Origin of the sequence: Streptomyces sp. NPDC047081 (assembly GCF_040643775.1) — a bacterium.
Taxonomy (GTDB): Bacteria; Actinomycetota; Actinomycetes; order Streptomycetales; family Streptomycetaceae; genus Streptomyces.
Window position 1 is genome coordinate 76,688 of the sequence record NZ_JBEYUY010000017.1, and the last position, 23,751, is coordinate 100,438.

Genomic DNA, 23,751 nt, shown 5'->3' on the forward strand with positions numbered 1-23,751 from the left:
TCACTCCAGCAGCCGGGGCCGACAGGGGCAACAGCTTTACGGCGCCTCGCCGGGCCGGACCGCCGCCAGGTACGCCGTGAGGCGGTCTCGGTTGCGGGCCAGGCAGTCGATGCGGGACTGGATGCGGTCGACGTGGGCCTGCAGGAGGGCGGCGGTCTCGTCGGTGAGGCGGTCGGCGGGCAGGAGGATCTCGTCGGGGCCGGAGAGGTACGGCAGGATCGCGCGGATCATCTCCGTGGTCAGCCCGGAGTCCAGCAGCCCGCGGATCTGCTGGACGTCCCTGACCGCCGCCTCGCCGTAGTCGCGGTAGCCGTTGTCCGTGCGGTCCGGGCCGAGCAGCCGCTGCTCCTCGTAGTAGCGGAGGAGCCTGGTGGGGACGCCGGTGCGGCGGGAGAGTTCGCCGATCCTCATGACCGCCTCCCGGGAGCTCTTGCCTTCACACTGATGTGAAGGTTCGAGCATGGTCGCATGTCCACCGCATCCATGGTCAAGGGCACCGCCATGCCCGCGTCCCTCCCCTGGTCCGGGCTGCTGGCCCTGTCCACGGCCGCCTTCACCGCCGTACTGACGGAACTCCTCCCGGCCGGTCTGCTGCCCCGGATGGCTCCGGCGCTGGGGGTGTCCGAGGCGCGGGTCGGGTTCCTGGTCAGCGGCTACGCGGCCGCCTCCTTCGTGGCCGCGATCCCGCTGACCGCGTGGCTGCGCGGGCTGCCGCGGCGCCGGGTGCTGACCGGGGCGCTGCTGGGATTCGCCGTCGCCAACACGGTGGTCGCGCTCTCGTCGTCGTACCCCCTCACCTTCGCGGCACGACTGCTGGCCGGCTGCATGGGCGGCCTGATGTGGGCGATGCTCGTCGGTTACGCGGCCCGGATGGTGCCGGCCGAGCGGCGCGGGCGGGCGATCGCCGTGGTGCTCGCCGGAATCACGCTGGCCCTGTCGCTCGGCGTGCCCGCGGGGACCGCGCTGGCCGGGGCGCTGGGCTGGCGGGCAGCGTTCGGGACGCTGGCCGGGCTCGCGCTGTTGCTGGTGGGCTGGGTGCGGTGGCGGGTGCCAGGGTTTCCCGGCGAGCCGCGGCACGCGCGCGTGCCGCTCGCGCGGGTGGCGGTGCTGCCAGGTCTGCGGGCGATCCTGTCCGTCACACTGTTCCTGCTCCTGGGCCACCAGGTGATGTACACGTACATCGCCCCCTTCGCGGCGCACGCGGGTTACGGCCGCACCGACGTGGTGCTGCTGGTGTTCGGAGTGGCCACGGTCGCCGGGATCTGGATCACGGGCGTGCTCGTCGACCGGTGTCTGCGGTTCACTCTGCTCGCCGCGCTCGCACTGTGCGCCGCCGTGATGCTCGCGCTCGGTCTGTACGCCGGTTCGCCCGTCGTGCTGCTCGGTGCGGTCGCCCTGTGGGGGCTGGCCTTCGGGGGTGCGCCGACGCTGATCCAGACCGCGCTGGTCGAGGCCTCCGGCCCTGCCCACGCGGACCTGGCGACCTCGCTGCAGACCACCGTGTACAACGCGGGCATCGCCGGGGGCTCGCTGACCGGCGGGATCGTGCTGGACGAGCTGGGCGCCGGGGCACTGCCCTGGACCGCACTGCCGCTCGTCGCGGGCGCCCTCGTCACCGTGGCCGTGGCACGCCGGCATGCCTTCCCGGCGGTGCGCCGGGAGTCGTAGGCTTCGGCGCGAAGATCATCTGGCGACAAGGGGTGCTTCATGGCCGTGCGGGACATCGAACTGCCGTATCTGCGCCGGTGCGTCGAGCTGGCGGCCGAGGCGCTGGAGGCCGGGGACGAACCGTTCGGGTCGGTGCTCGTGGGCGCGGACGGGGCGGTGCTCGCCGAGGACCACAACCGGGTCGCCTCCGGTGACCGCACCCGGCATCCCGAGTTCGAGCTGGCCCGCTGGTCCGCAGCCCACCTGACCCCGGAGGAGCGGGCCGCGGCCACGGTGTACACGTCCGGCGAGCACTGCCCGATGTGCGCGGCCGCCCACGCCTGGGTGGGCCTGGGGCGGATCGTGTATGTCGCCTCCTCGGAGCAACTGTCCCAGTGGCTGGCCGAGTTGGGCGTGCCGGCACCGCCGGTGCGGACGCTGCCGGTGCACGAGGTGGCGCCGGGCGTGGCGGTGGAAGGGCCGGTGCCGGAACTCGCGGAGGAGGTGCGGGCACTGCACCGGCGTTTCCATCTGCCGACGATCTGACCTCTTGCCGATTCATCCCGAGATGCACCTGTTTGGCGGTATGCCTACGATCTAGGAAGTACCAGACCCGGTGGACGTTCCGGTCTCCTCCGATCCAGCGGGGGGAGGCGGTTGCCCTTGTTGCCGGCACATCGGCTGATGGCCGCTCACGGCGCGCTGGTCGCCGTCGCCACGGTCGTCTATCTGACGGTTCCCGGTGCGCGCGCCCCCGTGTGGGCGGTCATCGGGCTGTCCGGTGCCGCGGCAGTGGTGGCCGGCTGCCGGGTGAACCGGCCCGCGCACAGCTGGCCCTGGTGGGTGCTGGCCGCGGGCCTGGTCACGTTCGTCGCGGGTGACACGTACTACAACGTGGTGGAGGAGTACTTCCACGCCTCCAACCCGTTCCCCTCCCCCTCGGACGCCCTCTACCTCGCCAACTACGTGCTCTTCGCCGTGGGGCTGTCCGGTCTGGTCCGCTACCGCTGGACCGGCCACGACCTGCCGAGTCTGCTGGACGCGCTGATCTTCACGGCGGGGCTGGCGTTGCCCGTGTGGGTGTATCTGGTGCAGCCGCTGACGCAGGTCGAGGGGCTCACCTGGCAGCAGCGGGCCATCAGCATCGCCTATCCGCTGGGCGACGTGCTCGTGCTGGCCCTGCTCGCCCGGCTGCTCACCCCGAGCCCCACCGACGCCCACAACCGGTCGGTGCAGCTCCTGGTCGTCGGCACGCTCACGCTGCTCGGCTTCGACATCTTGTACGGGATCCTGCAGCTGAACTCGATGTGGCAGGCGGGCACGGTGCTCGACGCCGGGTGGATCGTCTTCTACACGGCCTGGGGGCAGGCGGCCCTGCACCCGGCGATGGTCGAGCTGACCGCCGCCGGTTCGCAGCGTGAGTCCCTGCTGCCGCGCCCGCGCCGGCTGCTGATGCTGGCCGTCGCCACACTGATCGCGCCGGGCATCCTGCTCTACGAGGGGCTGACCCGCTCCGCCCATGACGCGGCCGTGATCGCCGCGTTCTCCGGCCTGCTCTTCCTGCTGGTCATCCTGCGCCTGTCGGGCATGGTCGTGGCCCACCGCAAGGCGGTGACGCGGGAACTGGCGCTGCGCCGGGCGGCCGCCTCGCTGGTCTCCGCCGTCCGCCAGCAGGAGGTCGCGAGGTCCTGCGAGGCGGCCGTCGACCGGCTGCTGGGGCCCGTCGTCGACCATCGCACGCTGCTGCTGCCCGCCGAGCGGGCCGTGGACCTGGCGCCCCACCACGGGCAGCTGGTGAACGCCCGCGACCTGGGCGCCGACATACCCGCCGAGCCGGACGCGCCGGAGACCGTCCTGGTGTGCCTGATGACCCCGCCCGACCGCCCCTCCGGCGAGGTCCCCGGCGTGCTCCTGGTCGCCGCACCACCCGGACCGCTCACCGAGACCCGGCGTTCCATGGAGATCCTGGCCTCGCACGCGGGCCTGGCCATGGAGCGGATCGCCCTGCGCCAGGAGATCATCGTGCGGGAGAGCGAGGCGTACTTCCGCACCCTGGTGCGCAACGCCTCGGACGTGATCCTCATCCTGGAGGACGACGACACCATCCGGTACGCCAGCCCGTCGGCGGCGGCCGTCTTCGGCACCGCCGAACTGGTCGGCGCCGCACTGCCGGACCTCGTCGACCCGCGGGACCGCAGCCGTGCGGCGCGGGAGCTGACCGCCGTGCGCGACACCGGGCCGCGGGCCACCCACGACCACTGGTGGATACGGCACCGGGCCGGCCGCGTCGAGGTGGAGGTGCGGTGCAGCGACTTCCGGGACGAGCGGACCGTGGCCGGACTGGTCGTCACCCTGCGCGACGTGACCGAGCAGCGGCGGCTGGCGCACGAGCTGACCCAGCGCGCCTTCCACGACTCGCTGACCGGCCTGCCCAACCGGACCCTGCTCCTGGAGCGGCTTGAACGGGCCCTGCTGCGCGGCCGCCGCGAGTCCTCGCTGACCTGTCTGCTCTTCATCGACCTGGACGACTTCAAGGAGGTCAACGACACCCTCGGACACTCGGCCGGCGACCACCTCCTGATCTCCGTAGGCAACCGGCTCTCCAAGACCCTGCGGCGCACCGACACCGCGGCCCGGCTCGGCGGCGACGAGTTCGCCGTACTCATGGAGGACGCCCGCGAGCCGCTGGACGCCGAGCTGCTCGCGGCCCAGGTGATCCAGACGCTGACCAGGCCGTTCGACCTCGCGGACGAGTCGGTGACCGTGTCCGCCAGCGTGGGCGTGGCCACCGCCCACGACAGTATGGACGCGGAGGAGCTACTCAGCCACGCCGACCTCGCGCTGTACGCGGCGAAGGCGGCCGGCAAGCGGCAGTGGCGCCGCTTCCAGCCGCTGCTGCACACCCGTATGGTCGAGCGGCACGACCTGCAGAGCCGGCTCGCCCAGGCCGTCGCCGACAAGGAGTTCGCGCTGCGCTACCAGCCGGTCGTCGACATCACGGTCGGCGAGGTCGTCGGCTTCGAGGCGCTGGTGCGCTGGCCGCGGGCGCCGCACCAGCCGATCATGCCGGAGCAGTTCATCTCGCTCGCCGAGGAGACCGGACACATCGCGCCGCTCGGGGCCTGGGTGCTGGAGAACGCCGTGAGCGACATCGCCGGGCTGCAGAGGCTGCCCGGGCCGGGCGCGCCGCCGTACGTGAGCGTGAACGTGTCGGCGCGGCAGTTCCGCGACACCGGGTTCGTCGACCAGGTCGGCTCCGCGCTGCGCACGCCGGGTCTCGCGCCCGGTTCCCTGCAGCTGGAGCTCACCGAGACGGTGCTGCTGCGCCGGGACGCCCAGATCCAGGCGGTGCTGCGGGCCCTGAAGGAGCTGGGCGTGCACATCGCGGTCGACGACTTCGGGACCGGCTTCTCCTCGCTGCGCTATCTGCGCGACTTCCCGATCGACGTACTGAAGATCGACAAGACGTTCATCGACGACATCACCCGGGACACCCAGCAGGTCGCGCTGGTCGAGGGCATCGTGCGGATCGCCGACACGCTGGGGCTGCAGGTGATCGCCGAGGGGATCGAGGACACGGCGCAGCGGGATCTGCTGGCGAGCATGGGCTGCCGGTTCGGGCAGGGCTTCCTGTTCGCCAAGCCGATGACGGTGGAGCAGAGCGAACGGGTACTGCGGCAGCGCGAAGGACTCCCGTGCCGGGAGGCCGACGCGACGCCGGCCCGCTCCCCCGACGGGCGGCCCGGGCTGCGCGAGCGGCAGGCCGCACTCCGCGCCGACCTGGAGCATCTGCGGCGCACCAGCCCGATGAGCGACGCGGTCATGGACGAGGTGCGCGGCCGCCGGATCCGCAGCCGCGGCCACTGGCTGATCGACTTCGCGTCCTGCAACTACCTCGGCTTCGACTGGGACCCGGAGATCGTCGCGGCCGTGGATCCGGCGGTACGGCGCTGGGGCACCCACCCCAGCTGGTCCCGGCTGCTGGGCAGCCCGCGCCTGTACCCGGAGATCGAGGCCCGGCTCGCCGCGCTGCTGGGCGCGCCGGACACGCTGCTGCTGCCGACGCTCACCCTGATCCACTCCTCGGTGATCCCGGTCCTCGCCGAGGGCGGCCATGTCTTCGTCGAGGCGACCGCGCACCGCACGGTGTACGACGGCTGCGTGGTGGCCCGCGGCCAGGGCGCCACCCTGCACCGCTTCCAGGCCGAACGGCCCGACGAACTGGCGGCCCTGCTCGCCTCGGTGCCCGCGGGCCTGCCCCGGCTGGTGTGCCTGGACGGCGTCAACAGCATGAGCGGCAACATCCCGGACCTCCCCGCCCTGGCCTCGGTCTGCCGCGCCTCGGGCGCGACGCTGTACGTCGACGACGCCCACGGCTTCGGCGTGATCGGCGAGCGCGGCCCGCGGGAGCCCTGCCCGTACGGATCGCGCGGCAACGGCGTGGTGCGGCACACCGGCGAGTCGTACGACGGGATCGTGCTCGCCGCCGGTTTCTCCAAGGCGTACTCCTCCCTGCTCGCCTTCCTCGCGCTGCCCACCGGGCTGAAGGACCGGCTGAAGACGGCCGCGGGACCGTATCTGTACTCGGGCCCGTCCCCCACCGCGTCCCTCGCCACCACGCTGGCCGGTCTCGACGTCAACGAACGGCGCGGCGACACCCTGCGTGCCGCCCTGTACCGCAGGACGGTCGCGGTGCTCGACCATCTCGACGGGCTGGACGTCGGCACGCTCAACCGGGACCGGCTGCCGATCATCGAGATCCCCCTCGCCGATCCGGAGGACCTGGACGCGGTCGCCGCGTTCCTGTGGGAGGAGGGGATCTACGTGACGCTGGCCGCCTATCCCCTCGTACCGCGCGACCGGGTCGGTTTCCGGGTGCAGATCACGGCGCTCAACTCCGACGAGGACATCGACCGGCTGAACAGCACGCTGACCCGGGTGGCCGCGCGGTTCCCGCTGAAGCCGAAGGGCTGAGCCGGCCATGACGACGCACAACGACGACGTGGACTGGGACCGCTGGCCGATCGTGGACTACCTGGCGGAGAACTACCGGGACCTGCACCCGTCCGACGCCGCCGTGATCGCCCACCACTCGGCGTTCTACCGCCGCCTCGCACCGGGCTCCGTCTCCCGTTCCGTCGAGTTCGGCGCGGGCCCCAACCTGTATCCGCTCATCCTCGCGGCCGCGGTGAGCCGCCGGATCGACGCCGTCGACGCGGGCGCCGGCAACGTCGCCTATCTGGAACGGCAGCTCGTGTGCGGGCCGGAGTCCAGCTGGCTGCCGTTCCACGCGCTGTGCCGACGCCTCAACCCCGAGGTGCCGGCCACGCTCGCCGGGGCGCTCGCGCACGTCCAGGTCGTGCACGCCGACGTCCGCGAACTCGCCCCCGGCGGCTATGAGTTGGCGTCGATGCACTTCGTCGCCGAGGGCGCCACCGAGGACTTCGCGGAGTTCGCGGACTTCTGCCGGACATTCGTGCGGTGCGTGGTGCCGGGCGGATGGCTGGTGGCCGCGTTCATGGAGAACATGCCCACCTACCGCATCGGCCCGGCCTCCCGCTGGCCCGGCTGCCCGGTGAACCCGCGGACGGTCACCGAGGTTTTCGCGCCACTGACCCATGACCTGAACGTCACCCGCATCGACAGCGACCCGACCCTGCCGGACTACGGCGACTCCGGGATGGTGCTGCTGACGGCGACAGCGCGCTAGCCCTTTCGGTACGTGCCGTCAGCGTGCCGCCGGGGCGCGGAAACGCCGCCGCAGCGCGAATCCGCCCAGCACCAGCGCGGCACCGGCGACCGCGGCGGGCAGTGCCTCGTCGGTGCCGGTGTGGGCCAGGGAGGCCACGGGCCGCGGCGGGACGGATGGCGCCTCGGGGCCCGGGCGCGGCTGGGACCTGGGCGGTTTCGGCGTCTGCCCGGTGGGGTGGTCACCGGGCGTGTTCACGGACTCGTTGCCGTCCGAGGCGTTGCCCGCGCCGACGACGCTCACCGTGTTGCCGCTGACGTTCACCGGGAGGTGGACCGGGAGCTGGATGCCGTTGCCGGAGAGCACACCGGGAGAATCCTTTCCGCTGCCGTGCGCCTCGCTGCCGGACCCCTCGCCGCCGTGCGAGGCGGGCGCCCCGTGGCCGCCCTCATTGACGCAGCCGTTGCCCGCGGCGGGGTTGAGGAGCCCCACCACGTTCACGGTGTTCCCGCACGCGTTCACCGGCACATGGACCGGGAGCTGGACGGTGTTGCCGGAGATCAGACCGGGCGATCCGGCCGTCGTGCCGTCCGCCGAGGAGTCGGCCTGGGCCGGCGCCGTCAGGGCCATCGCGCCCGAGGCCGCGGCGACGGCGATCACACCGTTCCGGGTAACCCTTCGCATAGGTTCCCTGCCTTCCAGACATGGTCGCGGGCGGCTGCCCGCACCGGGGAGGCGGGCATGCGCCCGCACCGCTTAAAACGCGGGCGAACCATCCGAGTTATGGCTTATCGGCCTTTCACCCCATCGAGCGGCACGGTTATCGAACTAGCGGCAAACCGCACTGTTCACCCGGAGGGCCGCACAGGGTAGGGCACCTCGCGCGGTCCCGCTCGCCCGGAGGCGAGGCCCGCGGGGTCCGCCTATCGTGATCGAGGACGCCGTTCCACCCGGTCCGCGGCGGGCGTCCCTGGAGGCATCGATGCTGGCCAAGCTGTCAACGCGGTCCGCCGTCCGGCGCTGCGCGGTGACCGGAGCCGCCGCCCTGGCGCTGCTGGCGGCGGGGCTGCCGGCGGTGGCCTCGGACGGCACCGGACCCGACCTGTCGCGCTTCTACCAGCAGAAGGTCGCGTGGTCGAAGTGCAAGGGCGACGGCATGCCCGAGGACCTGCAGTGCGGCAAGGTCACGGTGCCCCTCGACTACGCCAGGCCGCGGAAGGGAACGCTCGACCTGGCCCTCGCCCGCTATCGCGCCACCGGCAGGAAGCGCGGCTCGGTGCTGCTGAACTTCGGCGGGCCCGGCGGCGCCGGAGTGCCCGAACTCGCCGCCGGGGGCAAGGACTTCATGGGCCTGACCAACGGCTACGACGTGGTGACCTTCGATCCGCGCGGCGTCGGCCGGTCCTCGCCCGTCAGCTGCGGCGACGGCTCCGACGAGGCCTCGGCGGCGACCGACGAGGACATCGACGTGAGCGATCCGCAGGCCGTGCTGCGGCAGTTGAAGCAGGCGGCCGACCAGTGCGCCAAGCACTCGGGGCCGGTCCTGCCGTACATCGGCACGGTGAACGCCTCGCGCGACATGGACGTGATGCGCCAGGCCCTCGGCGACAAGAAGCTCAACTACCTCGGCTTCTCCTACGGGACGCGGCTCGGCGCGGTGTACGCCGCCCAATTCCCCAAGAAGGTGGGCCGGTTGGTGCTCGACGGGGTGGACACCCTGACCGAGCCGATGTCCGAGCAGGGCATCGCCGGTGCCGAGGGGCAGCAGACGGCGCTGGACGACTTCGTCGACTGGTGTGCCAAGGACATCGCCTGCCCGTTCGGCCAGGACGCGCGGGACGGCCGGGACCAGGTCGTGCAGCTCGTCCGCTCGCTCGACGAGGACCCCGTACCGACCGACTTCGGACAGCAGTTCACCGGGCAGGACCTGGTGGGCGCCATCGGACAGGCCCTCTACAGCCAGGACTTGTGGCCTTCGCTGGAGCGCGCCCTCGCCCAGCTCGTCGAGGACGGCGACACCCGCGGGATCATGGGCTTCGCCACCGGCGGGATGTCAGCGGCCGGCCGCGGGAAGGCCGACGGCGGCGGTCTGGTCGACGCGAACGACGTCCCGCTCGACAACCTCCCCGCCGCGCTGATGGCCATCAACTGCGCGGACGACCCCGACCGCCCCTCCGCCGACCGGATCACCAAGGAACTCGGCAGACTGCGCGCCGAGTACGAGCAGGCCTCCCCCGTCTTCGGCCGCTACCGGCTCACCGAGGTGCTGATGTGCTACGGCCGCCCGAAGGGCACCGACTTCATCCGCGACAAGGTGCGGGACGTCCACTCCGCGAGGATGCTCCTGGTCGGCACCCGCGGCGACCCGGCGACGCCGTACCGCTGGACGGTGGAGACCGCGAAGCGGCTCGGCTCCTCGGCCGTGGTCCTCGACAACAAGGGCGAGGGCCACACCGGTTACGCCTCCTCGAAGTGCGTGCACGGCAAGGTCGACGACTTCCTGCTGTACGGCTCGCTGCCGCCGACGGGCAGTTCGTGCGGGCCGGACGAGGAGTGAGCGCACGGCTCCCAGCGAGCTCACAGGTCCCAGCGAGTTCACGGCTCCCAGTGGGCGAGGCGGTGCAGGGCGCCCGCCGTCCGTACGAAGCCCTCGTCGCCGAGCAGGGTCCGCAGTTCGGCGTTGAAGCGGTCGATCTCCGGCTGCGCGGCCCGCAGCGCCGCGGCGCCGGCGTCCGTCAACTCCAGCACCACGGCCCGGTGTTGCAGCGGGTGCGGCTCCTTCGTGAGCAGCCGTGCGGCGGTGAGCCGGGCGACGAGTGCGGTGACCGCGGACTCCCGCAGCCCGAGGGTGCGGGCCAGTTCCTGCTGGGTGGTGCCCGGCCGGTCCTTGACGGCGAACAGCGCGCCGAGCTGCGCGGTGGTGACGCCGGCGGCGACCAGGCAGCGGCGGTCCTGGGTCGTACGCAGCCGGTGTGCCGCCCGCTGCAACAGGAAGTAGAGGCGCTGGTCGGGCTCGGACATGGGCCGATCTTGACAGAGGACACCTCACCGCGCCACCCTCACTTCACCAGTGAAGTGAGGTGGGGGCGTGAGCGGGACGATGGATCTGGAGCTCGCCCGGAAGGTCCTGGCGGAGCAGCCTTTCAGCAGGCTGCTGGGCGCCCGGATCACGGCGTTCGGGCGGGGTACGGCCACCCTCGAACTGGACGTCCGCGAGGAGCTGCTCCAGCAGTACGGCTTCGTGCACGGCGGGGTGCTCTCGTACGCGGCCGACAACACGCTGACGCTGGCCGCGGGCACCGTCGTGGGGCCGGGTCTGATCACGTCCGGTTTCACCATCGACTACCTGCGCCCGGCCACGGGCCGGCTGCTGCGCGCGCACGGCCAGGTGGTGCGGGCGGGCCGCACGCGGGTGGTGAGCCGCTGTGACGTGGTCACGGTCGACGGCGAGGGTACGGAGACCCTGTGTGCCGTCGCGCAGGGGAACATCGCGGTGATCGAGCCGGTGGGCGGGAAGGGCTAGAACTCGACGGGGTCGCGCACGATCGGGCAGGTCATGCAGTGTCCGCCGCCGCGTCCCCGGCCCAGTTCGGCGCCGGTGATGGTGACGACCTCGATGCCGGCCTTGCGCAGCAGGGTGTTGGTCTGGGTGTTGCGGTCGTAGGTGAAGACCACCCCGGGTTCCAGGGCGACCGCGTTGTTGCCGCTGTCCCACTGCTGGCGCTCGGAGGCGTACACGTCCCCGCCGGTCTCCACGACCCGCAGCTCCGGCAGGCCGAGCGCCTTGGCGACCACGTCGACGAACGGGGTGGAGCCCTCGTCGGTGATTTCGAGGCCCGGCGCCTTGTCGCTCGGCCGCAGGGAGAAGGTGTGGACGCCGTCCATGATGGTCGGGTAGAGCGTGACCAGGTCGCGGTCGGCGAAGGTGAACACGGTGTCGAGGTGCATCGCGGACCGCAGCTTGGGCATGCCGGCGACCACGACGTGCTCGGCGGCACCGCCCTCGAAGAGCGCCTTGGCGACCTGGGTGATGGCCTGCCGTGAGGTGCGCTCGCTCATGCCCATCAGGACGACGCCGTTCCCGACGGGCATGATGTCGCCGCCCTCGAACGTCGCCTGCCCCCAGTCGAGTTCGGGATCCCCCCACCACACGGTGGAGCCGGTGTAGTCGGGGTGGAAGCTGTAGATCGCCTTCATCAGGAGGGTCTCGTCGTGCCGGGCGGGCCAGTACAGCGGGTTGAGGGTGACGCCGCCGTAGAGCCAGCAGGTCGTGTCGCGGGTGTAGAGGGTGTTGGGCAGCGGCGGCATCAGGTACTCGCGCACCCCCGTCGACTCGCGGGCCAGCGCGAGGTACCCGGTGCGGTACTCCTCGGGCAGGTCACCGGTGGCCAGGCCGCCGATCAGGTACTTGGCGAGCCGCTCGGGCTCCAGCGACTCCAGGTAGGCGCGGGTGGAGTCGATGAGGCCGATGCCGACCTCGTTGGCCACGATCTTCCGGTCCAGGAGCCAGTCCCGGGCGCCCGGCACGGTCAGCGTCCGGGCGAGCAGGTCGTGCAACTCGACCACCTCGACGTCGCGTTCGCGCAGCTTGTTGACGAAGTCGGCGTGGTCGCGCTGGGCGTTCTCCACCCACATGACGTCGTCGAAGAGCAGGTCGTCGGAGTTGGTCGGGGTGAGCCTGCGGTGGGCGAGCCCGGGCGCGCAGACCAGCACCTTGCGCAGCCTGCCGACCTCGGAGTGGACGCCGTACGCGGGACGGGGGTCTTGACTGGTCACGGTGCACCTTTCCCGAGGCCGAGGCGGTCAGAGGCTGATCCAGCCCAGCGCCAGGGCGACGATCCCCAGCACGGCGCCGGCCACCGAGACGGCCAGGATGACGAGTTCACGCGGTGAGAACGGCCGTCTGCCCTGTTCCCGGCGGGCCATCACGAACAGGACGGTGGCGGGGGCGTAGACGATGAAGGAGACGAGGACGAACTTGAGGCCGGCCGCGTAGATGAGGAACGCGGTGTAGACGGTGGCGACGACGGCGACGGCCAGTTCCCCGCGCCGGCCACGCAGGGCGATGCGCGCGGCGAACGCGGCCGCCAGGAAGAAGGGGATCAGGGTCAGCGCGCTGGTGAGGTCCAGGGCGAAGTTGAAGGCGTCGTCCGAGAACATCGTCACGACGAGGACGATCTGGCTGAGCAGGGTCGACATCACCAGCGCGGGCAGGGGTACGTCGGCGGCCGTGGAGCGCTTCAGGAAGCGCGGCATGTCGTCGTCCTTGGCGGCGACGAACAGCACTTCGGCGGCCATCAGCGTCCAGGCGAGGTAGGCGCCGAGCACGGACACGATCAGGCCGACGCTGACGAAGACCTTGCCCCAGGTGCCGACCGCGTGTTCCAGGACGCCGGCCATGGACGGCTGGCGCAGCTTGGCGATCTCGGCCATCGGCATCAGGCCGTACGACACGATCGTCACCGAGGCGAAGACCGCGAAGACGCTGAGGAAGCCGAGGACGGTGGCGCGTCCGACGTCCTCGCGGCGTCGGGCGTGCCGGGAGTAGACGCTGGCGCCCTCGACGCCCAGGAAGACGAAGACCGTGGCCAGCATCGTTCCCCTGACCTGACTGAACAGGGAGCCCGCGTAGTCGGCGCCGCCGAAGTTCTCGGCGAAGACCTGGGGTTTGAGGTAGAAGAGCGCGAGGACGACGAAGACCAGGATCGGTACGACCTTGGCGACCGTGACGATCCGGTTGATCGTCGCGGCCTCCTTGACGCCGCGGCTGATGAGCGCGAAGAACAGCCACAGGCCCACCGAGGAGAGCACCACCGCGAGCACGGTGTCGCCGTCGCCGAGCGCGGGTGCGATCGCGCCGATCGTCGACATGATGAGCACCCAGTACGTCACGTTGCCGACGCAGGCGCTGGCCCAGTAGCCGAACGCCGCGAAGAAGCCGAGGTATTCGCCGAAACCGGCCTTGGCGTAGGCGTACACACCGGCGTCGAGGTCGGGTCTGCGCACCGCGAGGGTCTGGAAGACGAAGGCCAGCATCAGCATGCCGGTGCCGGCGACGGCCCAGGCGATGAGCGCGCCTGCCACGCCCGTCTCCTCGGCGAACCGGCGCGGCAGGGAGAAGACGCCCGCTCCGACCATCGAGCCGACCACCATGGTGGTGAGCGTCGGCAGGGAGAGCTTGGCTGCCTCGGGCGCCCGGGTTTCCTTCTCGACCTGCGTCACCCGGCGACATTAACAACGTTTTGTACCGATTTCCTGGCGAGATTGCCCCGAATGCCTGATCGGGAAATCAGTCCTATGGTGCTTGTTATGGAGCACGACCTGAGTCCCTCAACCCTGTCCGAGCTCCGGCGCCCGCGGCCCTATCCGGCCGTGTCCGTACTGACGCCGACGCACCGCCGAGAGCCCGAAAACGCCCAGGATCCGGTCCGGCTGCGCAATGTGGTGGCCGAGGCCAAGAAGCAACTGGAGTCCGATCCCGCGGTCACCCGCGAGCGGCGCTCCGACGTCGTCCGTCAGCTCGACCAGGCGCTCGCGGAGGTGGATCTGGCGCATGCCGAGGACGGTCTGGTGATCTTCGCCGCTCCGGGTGAGCACCAGGTGTGGTCGCTCGCCCGCAGTGTGCCGGAGCGCGTGGTGCTCTCCGACACCTTCCTGACCCGCAATCTCGTCTCCGCGCAGGCCTCCGAGCGGCCGTTCTGGGTGCTCTCGGTCTCCCCGGACCGCGTCACCCTGTGGAGCGGCGGCATCGACCGGGTCGTCGAGGACCACTCCGGCGGCTTCCCGCTGACGAGGACCCTCGACAACTTCGACGCCGAACGGCAGGAACGCATCGGCGACATGCCGAGCACCTTCCGCGACGAGGGCACCCGGCACTTCCTGCGGGACGCCGACGCCGCGATGGGCATGGTGCTGCGCGAACAGCCGCGGCCGCTGTACATCACCGGTGAGCAGGCGGCGCTGTCCCTCCTCGACGAGGTCGGCGGCGTCACCAAGGAGGCCGTGCACGTACCGCACGGCGGCCTGTCGCACGGCACACCGGAAGCGGTGTGGCATGCGGTACGTCCCATGGTCGCGGCCGAGGCCCGCAGAAGCACCGACACCGTCGCCCGGGAGCTCGAATCGGCCCGGGGCCGCAAGGCCTTCGCGGCCGGTGTCGACGAGGTCTGGCAGAGCGCCCGCGAGGGCCGGGTCCGGCTGCTCGCGGTCGAGGAGAACTACCGCGTCACGGTGCGCGACGTCCTCGACGGCCATCTGATCCCGGCCGAGAGCGGCGACCTCGACTCCCGCGAGGACATCGTGGACGAGATCGTCGAGCAGTGCCTGGAGACGGGCGCGGACGTCCACTTCGTACCGGACGGCACGCTCGGCGACGCGAGCGGGATCGCCGGCGTGCTGAGGTACTGAACCGGGCCGCGGCGGCCCCGAGCGGTCGCCGCGGTCCGATCACCTGCCGAGGTCAGCCGCTGACGCTCGCCGTGCCCGTCTCCAGGTGCCCGGTGAAGCGGCGGGACCAGGTGGTGTCGGAGTCGACGGTGACGGTGACGTCGTACCAACCGCTCTGGTACGTCACCGCGTTGAAGAAGTCCTCCGTCGAACCGCCCGCGGCGACGGTGTACGTCCACGGTCCGTCGCCGCGGTAGTGGTTGGAGGTGATGGTGAACTTCGCCGACGCCGAGCCCGAGTTGGTCATTGTCAAGTAGATCGCGAGCTTGCCCGTCCCCGGCTCGACGGCGTAACGGGTGCTCACCTCCACCGACTTGCCCGCCTTGGTGGCGTCGCCCTGGAAGCGGCGCAGGAAGCGGTTGGGGCCGACCATGGTGAGGTCGTACTTGCCGTCGCCGTACCCGGAGCCGATGTTGAAGTAGTCGGAGGCGGTGTCGCCCGGGTCGACCGTGTACTGCCACGGCGTGGTGTCGCGGTAGGCGTTCGGGTGGATGGAGAAGTGCGCGGCGCGCTGGGCGGCACCGCCCTGGTTGGCCATGGCGAACCAGGCGAGGATCTTGCCGGAGGTGCCGAACTCCAGCCGGTCCAGATAGCCGTTGGGCTGGTACGGCAGCGAGCGCGCCGGCCGGGTGCCTGGCTCCTGGGCGGGCAGGGCGTTGTTCGTGGGGACCGGGTTGGGCAGCGGCCCGCAGGTGGCGTAACCGATGACGCTCGTCGCGGGCAGCGACACCGCGCCGTAGACGGGGTTGGCGAAGTCGAAGACGCCGGTGAGGTCGCCGCTGACCTTGCGGCGCCAGGTGCTGATGTTGGGGCAGTTGGCGGGGGTGCCGAGCGCCGCGGTCCACGTCTCCAGGAAGCGCAGGACCGAGGTGTGCTCGAAGACCTCCGAGGAGACCCAACCGCCGCGCGTCCAGGGCGAGATGACGATCATCGGCACGCGGAAGCCGAAGCCGTACGGGACTCCGTTCAGGAACTCCCCCGCTGTGCCGGCGGGCGGGGCCGGGGGCGGGACGTGGTCGAAGTAGCCGTCGTTCTCGTCGTAGTTGAGGAACAGGACGGTGGAGTCGAAGACGTCCGGGTCGGCGGCCAGGGCCTGGTAGACGAGACTGACGAAGTGGGCGCCGTCGCCGGGCGGGGCGTAGGGGTGCTCGGAGAAGGCCTGGTTGGGGACGATCCAGGAGACCTGCGGGAGGGTCCCGGCCAGGACGTCGGCCTTGATGGCGGCGGCGATGTCGTCGGGGGTCGAACCGGTCGCCTTGGGGACGGAGGACATGCCGCGGTCGTAGAGCGGGTTGCCCGGCTTGGCACTGGCGAAGTTCTTGAAGTACGCGCAGCCGTTGTCGCCGTAGTTGTCGGCCGCGTTCTGGTAGACCTTCCAGCTCACTCCGGCGTTCTGCAGCGCCTCGGCGTAGTTCTGCCAGGTCAGGCCGGACTCGTCGCCGCCGTCGTAGCTGCTGGAGTCGACCTTGCCGCTCCACAGGTAGGTGCGGTTGGGGCCGGTCGCGCTGAGCGTGGAGCAGAAGTAGGCGTCGCAGATCGTGTAGTTGTCGGCGAGCGCGTAGTGGAAGGGGATGTCGGAGCGGTCCAGGTAGCCGAGGGAGCGCACATTGCCCACGCCGGAGACCCAGTTGTCGAGGCGGCCCTTGTTCCACGCGGAGTGCTGCGAGGACCAGGAGTGCGGCAGGTCGCCGTTGCACTGGGCGAGTGTCTCGCCGTCCTTGCCGCCCGCGGCCGGGGTGGCGCTGAGCTTCCACGGGTACTGCCGGCCCGAACCGTTCGGCTGGTTGAACACCGGGTACCCGCCGCCGAGGGTGATGCCGCTGCGGTCGTCGAAGCCCCGGACGCCCTTGAGGCGCCCGAAGTAGTGGTCGAAGCTGCGGTTCTCCTGCATGAGGATCACCACGTGCTTCACGTCGGAGATCGTGCCGGTCGCCGCGCTCTGGGCAGCGGCCGCCGTACGAGTACCGGCGCCCACTGCCATGCCCGCCGCCACGGTGGCGCCGAGCCCCACGAAGCCTCTTCGGCTGATCGGTGTCATTCGCCCCGTCCTCGTCACAGGAGTGCCCCAGCGGCACACCGCGCGCAAGGCTGCACGGGGTGATCGTCAAGGTCCATACCCGCGGGACGACCCCGAGGTGAACAAAAGTCAAAGCCGGTTCCGGCGGGGCGCGTTGCGCTCAGACGTTGCCGAACAGGGCGCTCAGGCCGCGGTCGACGGCGTCGCCCAGCTCCTCCTCGCCCGCCGCCACGACCGCGAAGGTGCGCAGCAGGAAGCGGCGGAGGGTGGCCGTGTCGAACTGGAGCAGGGCCAGGCCGTAGGGCGAGTGGAACTCCAGGACCGTACGGGCCCGGCCGCACGGCCATATGTGCACGTCCCCGCCGCCGGCCGGACCGCGCAGGCCCTCCTGGAGCAGGGCGCGGCCGAAGGTCCAGGTGACGCCCGTGCCGTCGAGGGAGACGTCGGGCGGGAAGTCGATGTGCACGGCCAGCGGGTCCGCGGCGGTGTAGCGCAGGGTGGCCGGGACGGGCAGCTCCTGCTCGTCGGCGGTGATCAGGCGGCCCCGCGCGGGCTGCTCGAGCGTGATGTCCATGGTCGTTCTCCCCGTTCGGTCGGACGTCGGCGCGATTGCCGATGCTGTTACGACCCCGCAGACCCCGTTCGCATTACGCGGAAGCGCTTTCAAGTTTGTGTGACCTGCGTCACCCGCGAATGGGGCATTTGTCATTTAGAGTTACGAACTTGTTCGAACCCACCGCAGGGGACGGGAGAGTTCCTGCCATGACCGACGGTCCCGCCGCCGCGTCCGCGATCGCCTCGTACACGCGTGTCTACGAGGCGGAGCAGCCGCGCCTGGTCGCCTACGCCCGCTCGCTCACCGGCGATCCCTGGGTCGCCGAGGACCTGGTCGCCGAGGCGCACTTCCGGGTCTGGCGGCGGCTGTCCGCCGGGCACGAGGTCGACAACGTCGCCGCCTATCTGACGACGACCGTGCGTCACCTGGCGGCCACGGTGGGCGGTACGGCGCGCGAGACGCCACAGGATCCGTGGGCGACCGAGCGGCTCGGGGTGAGCGTCGCGGAGGGCGATCCCGCCGAGCGAATCTCCTCCGTCGACCTTCTGGTGCGGGTGCTGGGGCAACTGCCGCGGCGGTGGGTCACGGCGCTGTGGCTCGCGGAGGCGGAGGGGCGGCCGCTGGACGACATCGGGCGCAGCATCGGCACGAAGCGGGGAGCGACGGCGGTACTGCTGCACCGGGCGCGGGAGGGGATGCGGCAGGCTTTCCTGCGCGCGCATCCGGGACTGCCCGACGACCCCGCCTGCCAGGAGCACTGGGACCGGATACCCGCCTACGTGCGCGAAGCCGCGACACCCCGGCAGTCGGCGCAACTCCTCACCCACCTCGACGACTGCCCCGACTGCCGCGCCCGCCTCGCCGCGCTGATGCGCGCCAACGACCGCCTGCCGGCACTGGCGGGACCGGCGCTGCTGGTCTTCGTCGTGGGCGGGGCGGGCAGGTTCCTGATACCGCCGGCGGCGGGCGCTGCCGGTGCGGCGTCGGGCGGCGGGCACGGGGGTGGCGGGCTCTGGCATGCGGTACGTCATGTCGTGACCGGCGGCTCCAAGGTGCCGGCAGCGGCGATGACGGCGATCGGAGCGACGGTGGCGGGGGCCGCGGTCGCGGCCGGAATCGTACTGATGGCGGGCGGTTCGTCGTCGGCGCCGCAGGAGCGGGCGGCGACGGTGGAGAGTTCGGTGGCGCCTACGCCGGCGGCCAGTCCGGGGGGTGCGACGCCGTCGTCGGGGGCGAGGGATGGGAAGCAGGGGCAGCCGGAGGGGCGCACGTCGAGCGAGGGCGGGGGTGCTGTGCAGGCGGCTCCAAGCGACGGGGGCGCGGCCGAGCCGACGCCTTCCGACGACACGGGTGCGGCCGCGGCTTCGCAGGAACCGGAGTCCCAGGGCACGGAGTCGGAGGGCACGGAGTCGGAGGGCACGGAGTCGCAGTCTTCGACCGCCGCAGCCGAGACCCAGGCAGCGACGCCGGCGGCCACCACGGCCGAGCCCTCACCGGTGCCGACGACGACGGAGGCGCCGGCCACGTCCGTCACGCCGACGCTCGTATCGCCCACCCCGATGTCGCCGACTCCGACGCCGGTGACACCGACGCCCGTTGCCCCCACTCCTACGCCGACGGTTTCCCCAACCCCCGTCACACCCACGCCAGTTCAGCCGACGCCCACACCCGTGGAACCCACCACCCCCACCGACCCCGCCTGCCAGCGCTGGATCGGGCCGGTCTTCGTATGCCAACTGCCCTAGAACAGACGCCCGTCGAACACACTGCTGAACCGGTGCTCATTCTCGGCTACGATGCGTCAAGTCACGTACAACACCTACGACTTGACCCACCAGGTCGCGTAGGCGTCGCGCGCAGCCGAACCACTCCGTGAAGACGCTGGCATATGCCAGAAGCACCACCGTATCGTGTGTTGCCAAATCCCTTACAGGGCGTCGCGGGCTGTGCAACAGTCGTAACGGTCCCTCCGTCCGCCTTGGTCGACCGTCCCCGCATCGGAGTGCGTCATGCCGTCCCACCTCTCTGCGGATCACCCAGCCGCCCAGCCGCCAGGGCGCGGCTCGGTCGACGCGCTGATATCGCAGACGCGGCGGCTCAAGGGCGACGTGGACGCCGTACGGCGGGACGCGCACGGTGACGGTACGGACCCGCAGGAGCGCTGGCAGCGCGCGCTGTGCGACCTCGCGCTGCATCAACTCAACGACCTGGACGCCCACTTGGCGCAGCTGCGGGACGGTCCGCCGCCCGCGCCGGAAACCGTCGAGGCGGCACCGGTCGTTCAGAACGCCCTCCCCACGCCCCGGCGCGGCTCACTGCTCAGCAGGGTCGGCAGCGCGGAGTGGAACCTCCTTACCGACGAGGCGAGTTGGTCCGGCGAGCTCTACCAGATACTCGGCCGCGCCCCCGCCGCTCCCCCGCTCACCCTCGACGAACTCCCCTCCCTGGTACTGGACGAGGACCGGACGAAGCTGACGACGATGGTCACGGACTGCCTCGTCGACGCCAAGCCCATCGACGGCGAGTTCCGCATCGTGCGCCCGGACGGCGAGGTGCGGACCGTGCACATGATGGGCGAGCCCGTGCTCGACGCCGACGGCAGCACCGCCTCGATGTGGGCCGTACTGCGGGACGTCAGCGAACTGCGCCGCAGCCAGAGGGCGGTGAGCGAGACCCGTGACTCGCTGCAGCGCCACCAGCACCGCGCGCAGACCGAGCACCGGCTCGCGGTCGAGCTGCAGGAGGCCGTGCTGCCGCCGTGGCGTGGCTCCCTGCGGCTCCCGCACCAGGGCCCCGAGACCCTGGACCTCGCGGCCCACTATCTTCCGTCGTCGACGAGCGCGCTGATCGGCGGCGACTGGTATGACGCCCTCGAACTCTCCGACGGACAGACCCTGTTGAGCGTCGGCGACCTGACCGGACACGGCGTCGCCGTCACCTCCGGCATGGCGATGCTGCTCGGCGCCCTGCGCGGCATGGCGATGGCCGGCACCCGGCCCGGTCAACTGCTGTCGCTGCTCAACCAGTTACTCGACGCAACCGTGCAACCGGCCCTCGGCAGCGCCGTCTGCTGCCGCTACCGGCCCGAGACCCGCACCCTGACCTGGGCGCAGGCCGGACACCCCGCCCCGCTGCTGTTCCGCGACGGGACGGGGCGCAGGCTGCACGCACCGGACGGCGTCCTGCTGGGCGCGACCTCGGGCGCCACCTACGAGGAGGTCCACGAGACCCTCGAGGTGGGCGACCTGCTCCTGCTGCACACGGACGGGCTGGTGCCCAGGCGTGGCCGCACGGAAGCGGCGAACCGGCTCCTCGACCTGGCCCCGCGCTTCGGCGTGGCACGGACCGCACAGGACTGCGTGCGGACGGTCGTGGAGGAGTTCGGCGAGGCCGAGCGCGAGGACGACGCCTGCGTGCTCGTCGCCAGGGTGGTGTGAGCGAGCAACCCCGGGTGAAATCACCCCGGATGCCGCGGGTGAAGTAACCCTGGTTTCAGCGACAGCTCCACAGGCCCCCTATGCCCGTGCGCTGTTGCCGCCCCTCGACGCCGGCCTGGGCAGTGCCAGTTCGATCTCCTCCCGCAGCTCGTGGATCTTCGGGTAGCTGGAGTACTCCGCGGTGAGCCGGTACATCTGGCGCAGCCGGTCCCAGGTGCGGTGGGAGGAGTTGGATCCCATCGACATCAGGGCCAGGCGTGCGTAACGGTCCGCCTGTTCGGGGTCGTCGGCGATGAAGCAGGCGGAGGCCATGGACAGGAAGTCGAAGATCTTCGACCGCTGGCGTCCGTCGACCCGCAGGGCCAGGGCCTTCTCCGCGTAGTGCTGGGCGTGCACGGCCGCACCGGGCTCGTGCTCGGCCAGCGTGCGGTAGGCCAGGGCCTGCATGCCGTACAGATCCTCCTCCTTGAACATCTGCATCCAGCTCGGCGGCGGTACATCACCCCGGTCGGAGACGAAGAGGTCCTCCGCCTGGCCGAGGGTGCGGCGCATCGCCTGCCCCTTGCCCATGGAGGCCTGTGCCCAGGCCTCGATGGTGTAGAGCATGGCGCGGGTGCGCGGCAGCACCTCTTCGCCGGAGCCGGACTGGGCGAGCTTCATCAGGTCGAGTGCGTCGTCGGGCCGGCCGAGGTGCACCATCTGGCGGGCCGCCCGGGAGAGCGCCTCCCCCGCACGTGGCCGGTCACCGCCTTCTCTGGCCGCGTGGGCGGCGATGACGAAGTACTTCTGGGCCGTGGGTTCGAGGCCGACGTCGTGCGACATCCAGCCCGCGAGTACGGCGAGGTTGGCGGCGACGCCCCAAAGGCGCCGCTGCAGATGGTCGGGGTGTCGGTAGGCGAGCATGCCGCCCACTTCGTTGAGCTGGCCTACGACCGCCTTGCGCTGCAGCCCGCCGCCGCGGGCCGCGTCCCAGGCCCGGAACACCTCCACCGAGCGCTCCAGTTCCTCGATCTCCTGCGACCCGATGGGGGCGGCCTCGTAGCGGTCGAACCCAGCGGGGTCGGCGTGCAGGGGGTCTTCGAACTGGGGGGCGTCGGCGGAGAGAGTCGGGTCGGTGTGCAGCCAGTCGTACATGGCGCTGCTGAGTGCGGATCCCGCGGCGAGCGCGGCACCCGCGCCCACCAAGCCGCGTCGGTTGAGCATGAGGTCCATTCCCGTGAATTCGGTGAGGACCGCAGCCGTCCGCTCGGGCGCCCACGGCACACCGTCGGGATGTTCCACACTCCCGGCGGCGTCCTGCCGTTTTCCCGTACGCCCGTGCCGGACCAGACCGAGGTCCTCGATGGTCACGACACGGCCGAGACGCTCGGTGAACAGAGCCGCCAGCACCCGCGGCACCGGATCGCGGGGGATCTCCCCCATGTCGATCCACCGCCGCACCCGGGAGGTGTCGGTCGAGAGCTGGGGGTGGCCCATGGCCGCCGCCTGCCGGTTGACCAGCCTCGCGAGTTCACCCTTGGACCAGCCGGCCATGCCGAACAGGTCCGAAAGGCGGGTGTTGGGTTGTCCGCTCACGTCAAGCCCCCAGGTTCTCGGCTGAGTTGACAGTAGCCCCGGCAGAGTTGCCGCGGGACTATTCGCCAGGCTTCGCCAGGGTGCGCCACATGGTGTGCCACTGGTCATCGGGTGTCAGGTAGGAACGCGCCACCCCGACCCGGTTGCCGAGGGACATTCCCCAGGGTGCTCCCGAGGGGCCGGGCCGGGTAGCGCATCGACGTCGCAGGCACACGAAGGGATCTGTTTCGCCCATGTACGCAGCATCGTCCTCCGTGTCCGCCCCGCCCCGGTCGCTGCACCCCCGCCCGGGCGGCAGCGGCCCCTATCTCGACCCCGCGCGTCCCGCGGCCGCTCCCGTGCTCGGTGCGGGCAGGACGCGGCGCGTCCCGGGGCTCGGCACCCAACCGCTCAGCGGGAGACTCGACTTGTCCGGCCCCCAGGGCGCCCAGCTGCGTACGGCCATCGCGTCGGTGCACCGGATCTGCCCGGAGTTCGCTCCGGTCCAGGTGCTGCGCCGCAGCGGACGGTCCGTGCTCCTGGTCGGAACGACCGGGCGCAGTACGGCCGTCGCCAAGTGTTTACTCGACCACTCCCCGGTGTGGTCCGAGCGGATCCGCCATGAAATAGCGGCCTACCGCTCGTTCGTCCGGCACCGCCCTCCGGTGCGCGTGCCGAGGCTGATCGCGGCGGACCCGGACAACTGCACCCTGGTCATCGAGCGGATGCCGGGACGGGTGGCGGCACTCCAGCGGCACCCGGCCGAGGCCCCGCCGCGCGCCGACATCAGGGCGGCGCTGGGCGCGGTCTGCCGGCTGAACGCCTGGCGGCCGCCGGCGGGCACGTTCGACGCCCCGCTGGACTACGCGGCCCGGATCTCCCGGTACCACGAACTGGGCCTGCTCACCGACCGGGACATGGGCGACCTGCAGAAGCTGCTGCACGGCATCGCGGCGACCTCGGGCCGGCACGGCATGGGCCAGTTCTGCCACGGCGACGCACTGCTCTCGAACATCCTGTTGTCCCCGGCCGGTCCAGTGCTGGTGGACTGGGAGCACGCGGGCTGGTACCTGCCGGGCTACGACCTGGCGACGCTGTGGTCGGTCCTCGGCGACGCCCCGGTGGCCCGGCGTCAGATCAGCCAGATCGCGCAGTCGGCGGGCCCGGCCTCCCGGGACGCGTTCCTGGTGAACCTGATGCTCGTCCTGACGCGTGAGATCCGTACCTACGAGACGGCCGTGCAGCGTTCGATGCACGACTCGGCCCCGGCGGCACCGGGAGTGGCCCACCAGGGTGCTGCGCCGTCCGGCGAGGAACAGCGGCTGCTGCTGCGGCGGCTGCACGACGACTGCCAGCTGGCCCGCCGGGCCGTACGCGCGGCGGTCGGCACTCGCTGAGGGGACGA

Annotated in this window: 18 protein-coding genes; 10 read left to right on the top strand and 8 right to left on the bottom strand. The window is 71.5% G+C overall.

Annotation, left to right across the window (positions count from 1 at the left end):
- Positions 1-36: 36 nt before the first annotated feature.
- Complete coding sequence (locus tag ABZ848_RS29360) at positions 37-411, bottom strand: MerR family transcriptional regulator (protein ID WP_360836709.1); 375 nt, start codon at positions 409-411, stop codon at positions 37-39.
- Positions 412-468: 57 nt separating this feature from the next.
- Here ABZ848_RS29360 and ABZ848_RS29365 point away from each other — a divergent pair, with 57 nt between their 5' ends.
- The 4 genes from ABZ848_RS29365 (at position 469) to ABZ848_RS29380 (ending at position 7,357) form a co-directional block, all read left to right on the top strand.
- Positions 469-1,668 carry an MFS transporter gene (locus ABZ848_RS29365; RefSeq protein ID WP_360836710.1) on the top strand — a complete coding sequence of 400 codons (1,200 nt, stop codon included), beginning with the start codon at positions 469-471 and terminating at the stop codon, positions 1,666-1,668.
- Between the two features lie 39 nt (positions 1,669-1,707).
- Positions 1,708-2,193 carry a nucleoside deaminase gene (locus ABZ848_RS29370; RefSeq protein ID WP_360836712.1) on the top strand — a complete coding sequence of 162 codons (486 nt, stop codon included), beginning with the start codon at positions 1,708-1,710 and terminating at the stop codon, positions 2,191-2,193.
- Positions 2,194-2,331: 138 nt separating this feature from the next.
- Positions 2,332-6,621, top strand: a complete 4,290-nt coding sequence (locus tag ABZ848_RS29375; protein ID WP_360836714.1) for an aminotransferase class I/II-fold pyridoxal phosphate-dependent enzyme — start codon at positions 2,332-2,334, stop codon at positions 6,619-6,621.
- Between the two features lie 7 nt (positions 6,622-6,628).
- Positions 6,629-7,357, top strand: a complete 729-nt coding sequence (locus tag ABZ848_RS29380; protein ID WP_360836716.1) for a class I SAM-dependent methyltransferase — start codon at positions 6,629-6,631, stop codon at positions 7,355-7,357.
- Positions 7,358-7,375: 18 nt separating this feature from the next.
- Here the strand turns inward: ABZ848_RS29380 and ABZ848_RS29385 are convergent, their stop codons facing one another.
- Positions 7,376-8,020: a chaplin gene (locus ABZ848_RS29385; RefSeq protein ID WP_360836718.1), complete on the bottom strand. Its 645-nt coding sequence runs from the start codon at positions 8,018-8,020 to the stop codon at positions 7,376-7,378.
- A gap of 298 nt (positions 8,021-8,318) precedes the next feature.
- On the opposite strand from ABZ848_RS29385, the gene ABZ848_RS29390 reads away from it, so the two are divergent.
- The gene (locus ABZ848_RS29390) at positions 8,319-9,893 is read left to right on the top strand and encodes an alpha/beta hydrolase (RefSeq protein ID WP_360836720.1); all 1,575 of its coding nucleotides are present in this window, start codon (positions 8,319-8,321) and stop codon (positions 9,891-9,893) included.
- A 38-nt stretch (positions 9,894-9,931) separates the two neighbouring features.
- Here the strand turns inward: ABZ848_RS29390 and ABZ848_RS29395 are convergent, their stop codons facing one another.
- A complete protein-coding gene (locus ABZ848_RS29395) occupies positions 9,932-10,357 on the bottom strand; it encodes a MarR family transcriptional regulator (RefSeq protein ID WP_360836722.1) in 426 nt (141 codons plus the stop codon).
- A 79-nt stretch (positions 10,358-10,436) separates the two neighbouring features.
- Between ABZ848_RS29395 and ABZ848_RS29400 the strand changes: the two genes are divergently transcribed.
- Positions 10,437-10,859 (top strand): PaaI family thioesterase, encoded by a 423-nt coding sequence (locus ABZ848_RS29400; protein ID WP_360836922.1) that lies wholly within the window; start codon positions 10,437-10,439, stop codon positions 10,857-10,859.
- Here the strand turns inward: ABZ848_RS29400 and ABZ848_RS29405 are convergent.
- Both ABZ848_RS29405 and ABZ848_RS29410 read right to left on the bottom strand, forming a co-directional pair.
- Positions 10,856-12,112 carry an arginine deiminase gene (locus ABZ848_RS29405; RefSeq protein WP_360836724.1) on the bottom strand — a complete coding sequence of 419 codons (1,257 nt, stop codon included), beginning with the start codon at positions 12,110-12,112 and terminating at the stop codon, positions 10,856-10,858. The two genes, ABZ848_RS29400 and ABZ848_RS29405, sit on opposite strands and share 4 nt — an antisense overlap.
- Positions 12,113-12,139: 27 nt before the next feature.
- Positions 12,140-13,558 (bottom strand): basic amino acid/polyamine antiporter, encoded by a 1,419-nt coding sequence (locus ABZ848_RS29410; protein WP_360836726.1) that lies wholly within the window; start codon positions 13,556-13,558, stop codon positions 12,140-12,142.
- 87 nt (positions 13,559-13,645) lie between these two features.
- Between ABZ848_RS29410 and ABZ848_RS29415 the strand changes: the two genes are divergently transcribed.
- The gene (locus ABZ848_RS29415; protein WP_360836727.1) at positions 13,646-14,743 is read left to right on the top strand and encodes a chemotaxis protein; all 1,098 of its coding nucleotides are present in this window, start codon (positions 13,646-13,648) and stop codon (positions 14,741-14,743) included.
- Positions 14,744-14,795: 52 nt separating this feature from the next.
- Here the strand turns inward: ABZ848_RS29415 and ABZ848_RS29420 are convergent, their stop codons facing one another.
- Together ABZ848_RS29420 and ABZ848_RS29425 are read right to left on the bottom strand one after the other, a co-directional pair.
- Positions 14,796-16,820 carry a phosphocholine-specific phospholipase C gene (locus tag ABZ848_RS29420; RefSeq protein ID WP_360836729.1) on the bottom strand — a complete coding sequence of 675 codons (2,025 nt, stop codon included), beginning with the start codon at positions 16,818-16,820 and terminating at the stop codon, positions 14,796-14,798.
- A gap of 139 nt (positions 16,821-16,959) precedes the next feature.
- The gene (locus tag ABZ848_RS29425; RefSeq protein WP_360836731.1) at positions 16,960-17,373 is read right to left on the bottom strand and encodes an SsgA family sporulation/cell division regulator; all 414 of its coding nucleotides are present in this window, start codon (positions 17,371-17,373) and stop codon (positions 16,960-16,962) included.
- Between the two features lie 188 nt (positions 17,374-17,561).
- Between ABZ848_RS29425 and ABZ848_RS29430 the strand changes: the two genes are divergently transcribed.
- Both ABZ848_RS29430 and ABZ848_RS29435 read left to right on the top strand, forming a co-directional pair.
- Positions 17,562-19,100: a sigma factor gene (locus ABZ848_RS29430; RefSeq protein ID WP_360836733.1), complete on the top strand. Its 1,539-nt coding sequence runs from the start codon at positions 17,562-17,564 to the stop codon at positions 19,098-19,100.
- Between the two features lie 264 nt (positions 19,101-19,364).
- On the top strand, positions 19,365-20,792 hold the full coding sequence (locus ABZ848_RS29435; protein ID WP_360836735.1) for a SpoIIE family protein phosphatase: 1,428 nt from the start codon (positions 19,365-19,367) through the stop codon (positions 20,790-20,792).
- Between the two features lie 78 nt (positions 20,793-20,870).
- Here the strand turns inward: ABZ848_RS29435 and ABZ848_RS29440 are convergent, their stop codons facing one another.
- Complete coding sequence (locus ABZ848_RS29440) at positions 20,871-22,367, bottom strand: hypothetical protein (RefSeq protein WP_360836737.1); 1,497 nt, start codon at positions 22,365-22,367, stop codon at positions 20,871-20,873.
- A gap of 233 nt (positions 22,368-22,600) precedes the next feature.
- On the opposite strand from ABZ848_RS29440, the gene ABZ848_RS29445 reads away from it, so the two are divergent.
- Complete coding sequence (locus ABZ848_RS29445) at positions 22,601-23,743, top strand: aminoglycoside phosphotransferase family protein (protein ID WP_242776826.1); 1,143 nt, start codon at positions 22,601-22,603, stop codon at positions 23,741-23,743.
- Positions 23,744-23,751: the final 8 nt, after the last annotated feature.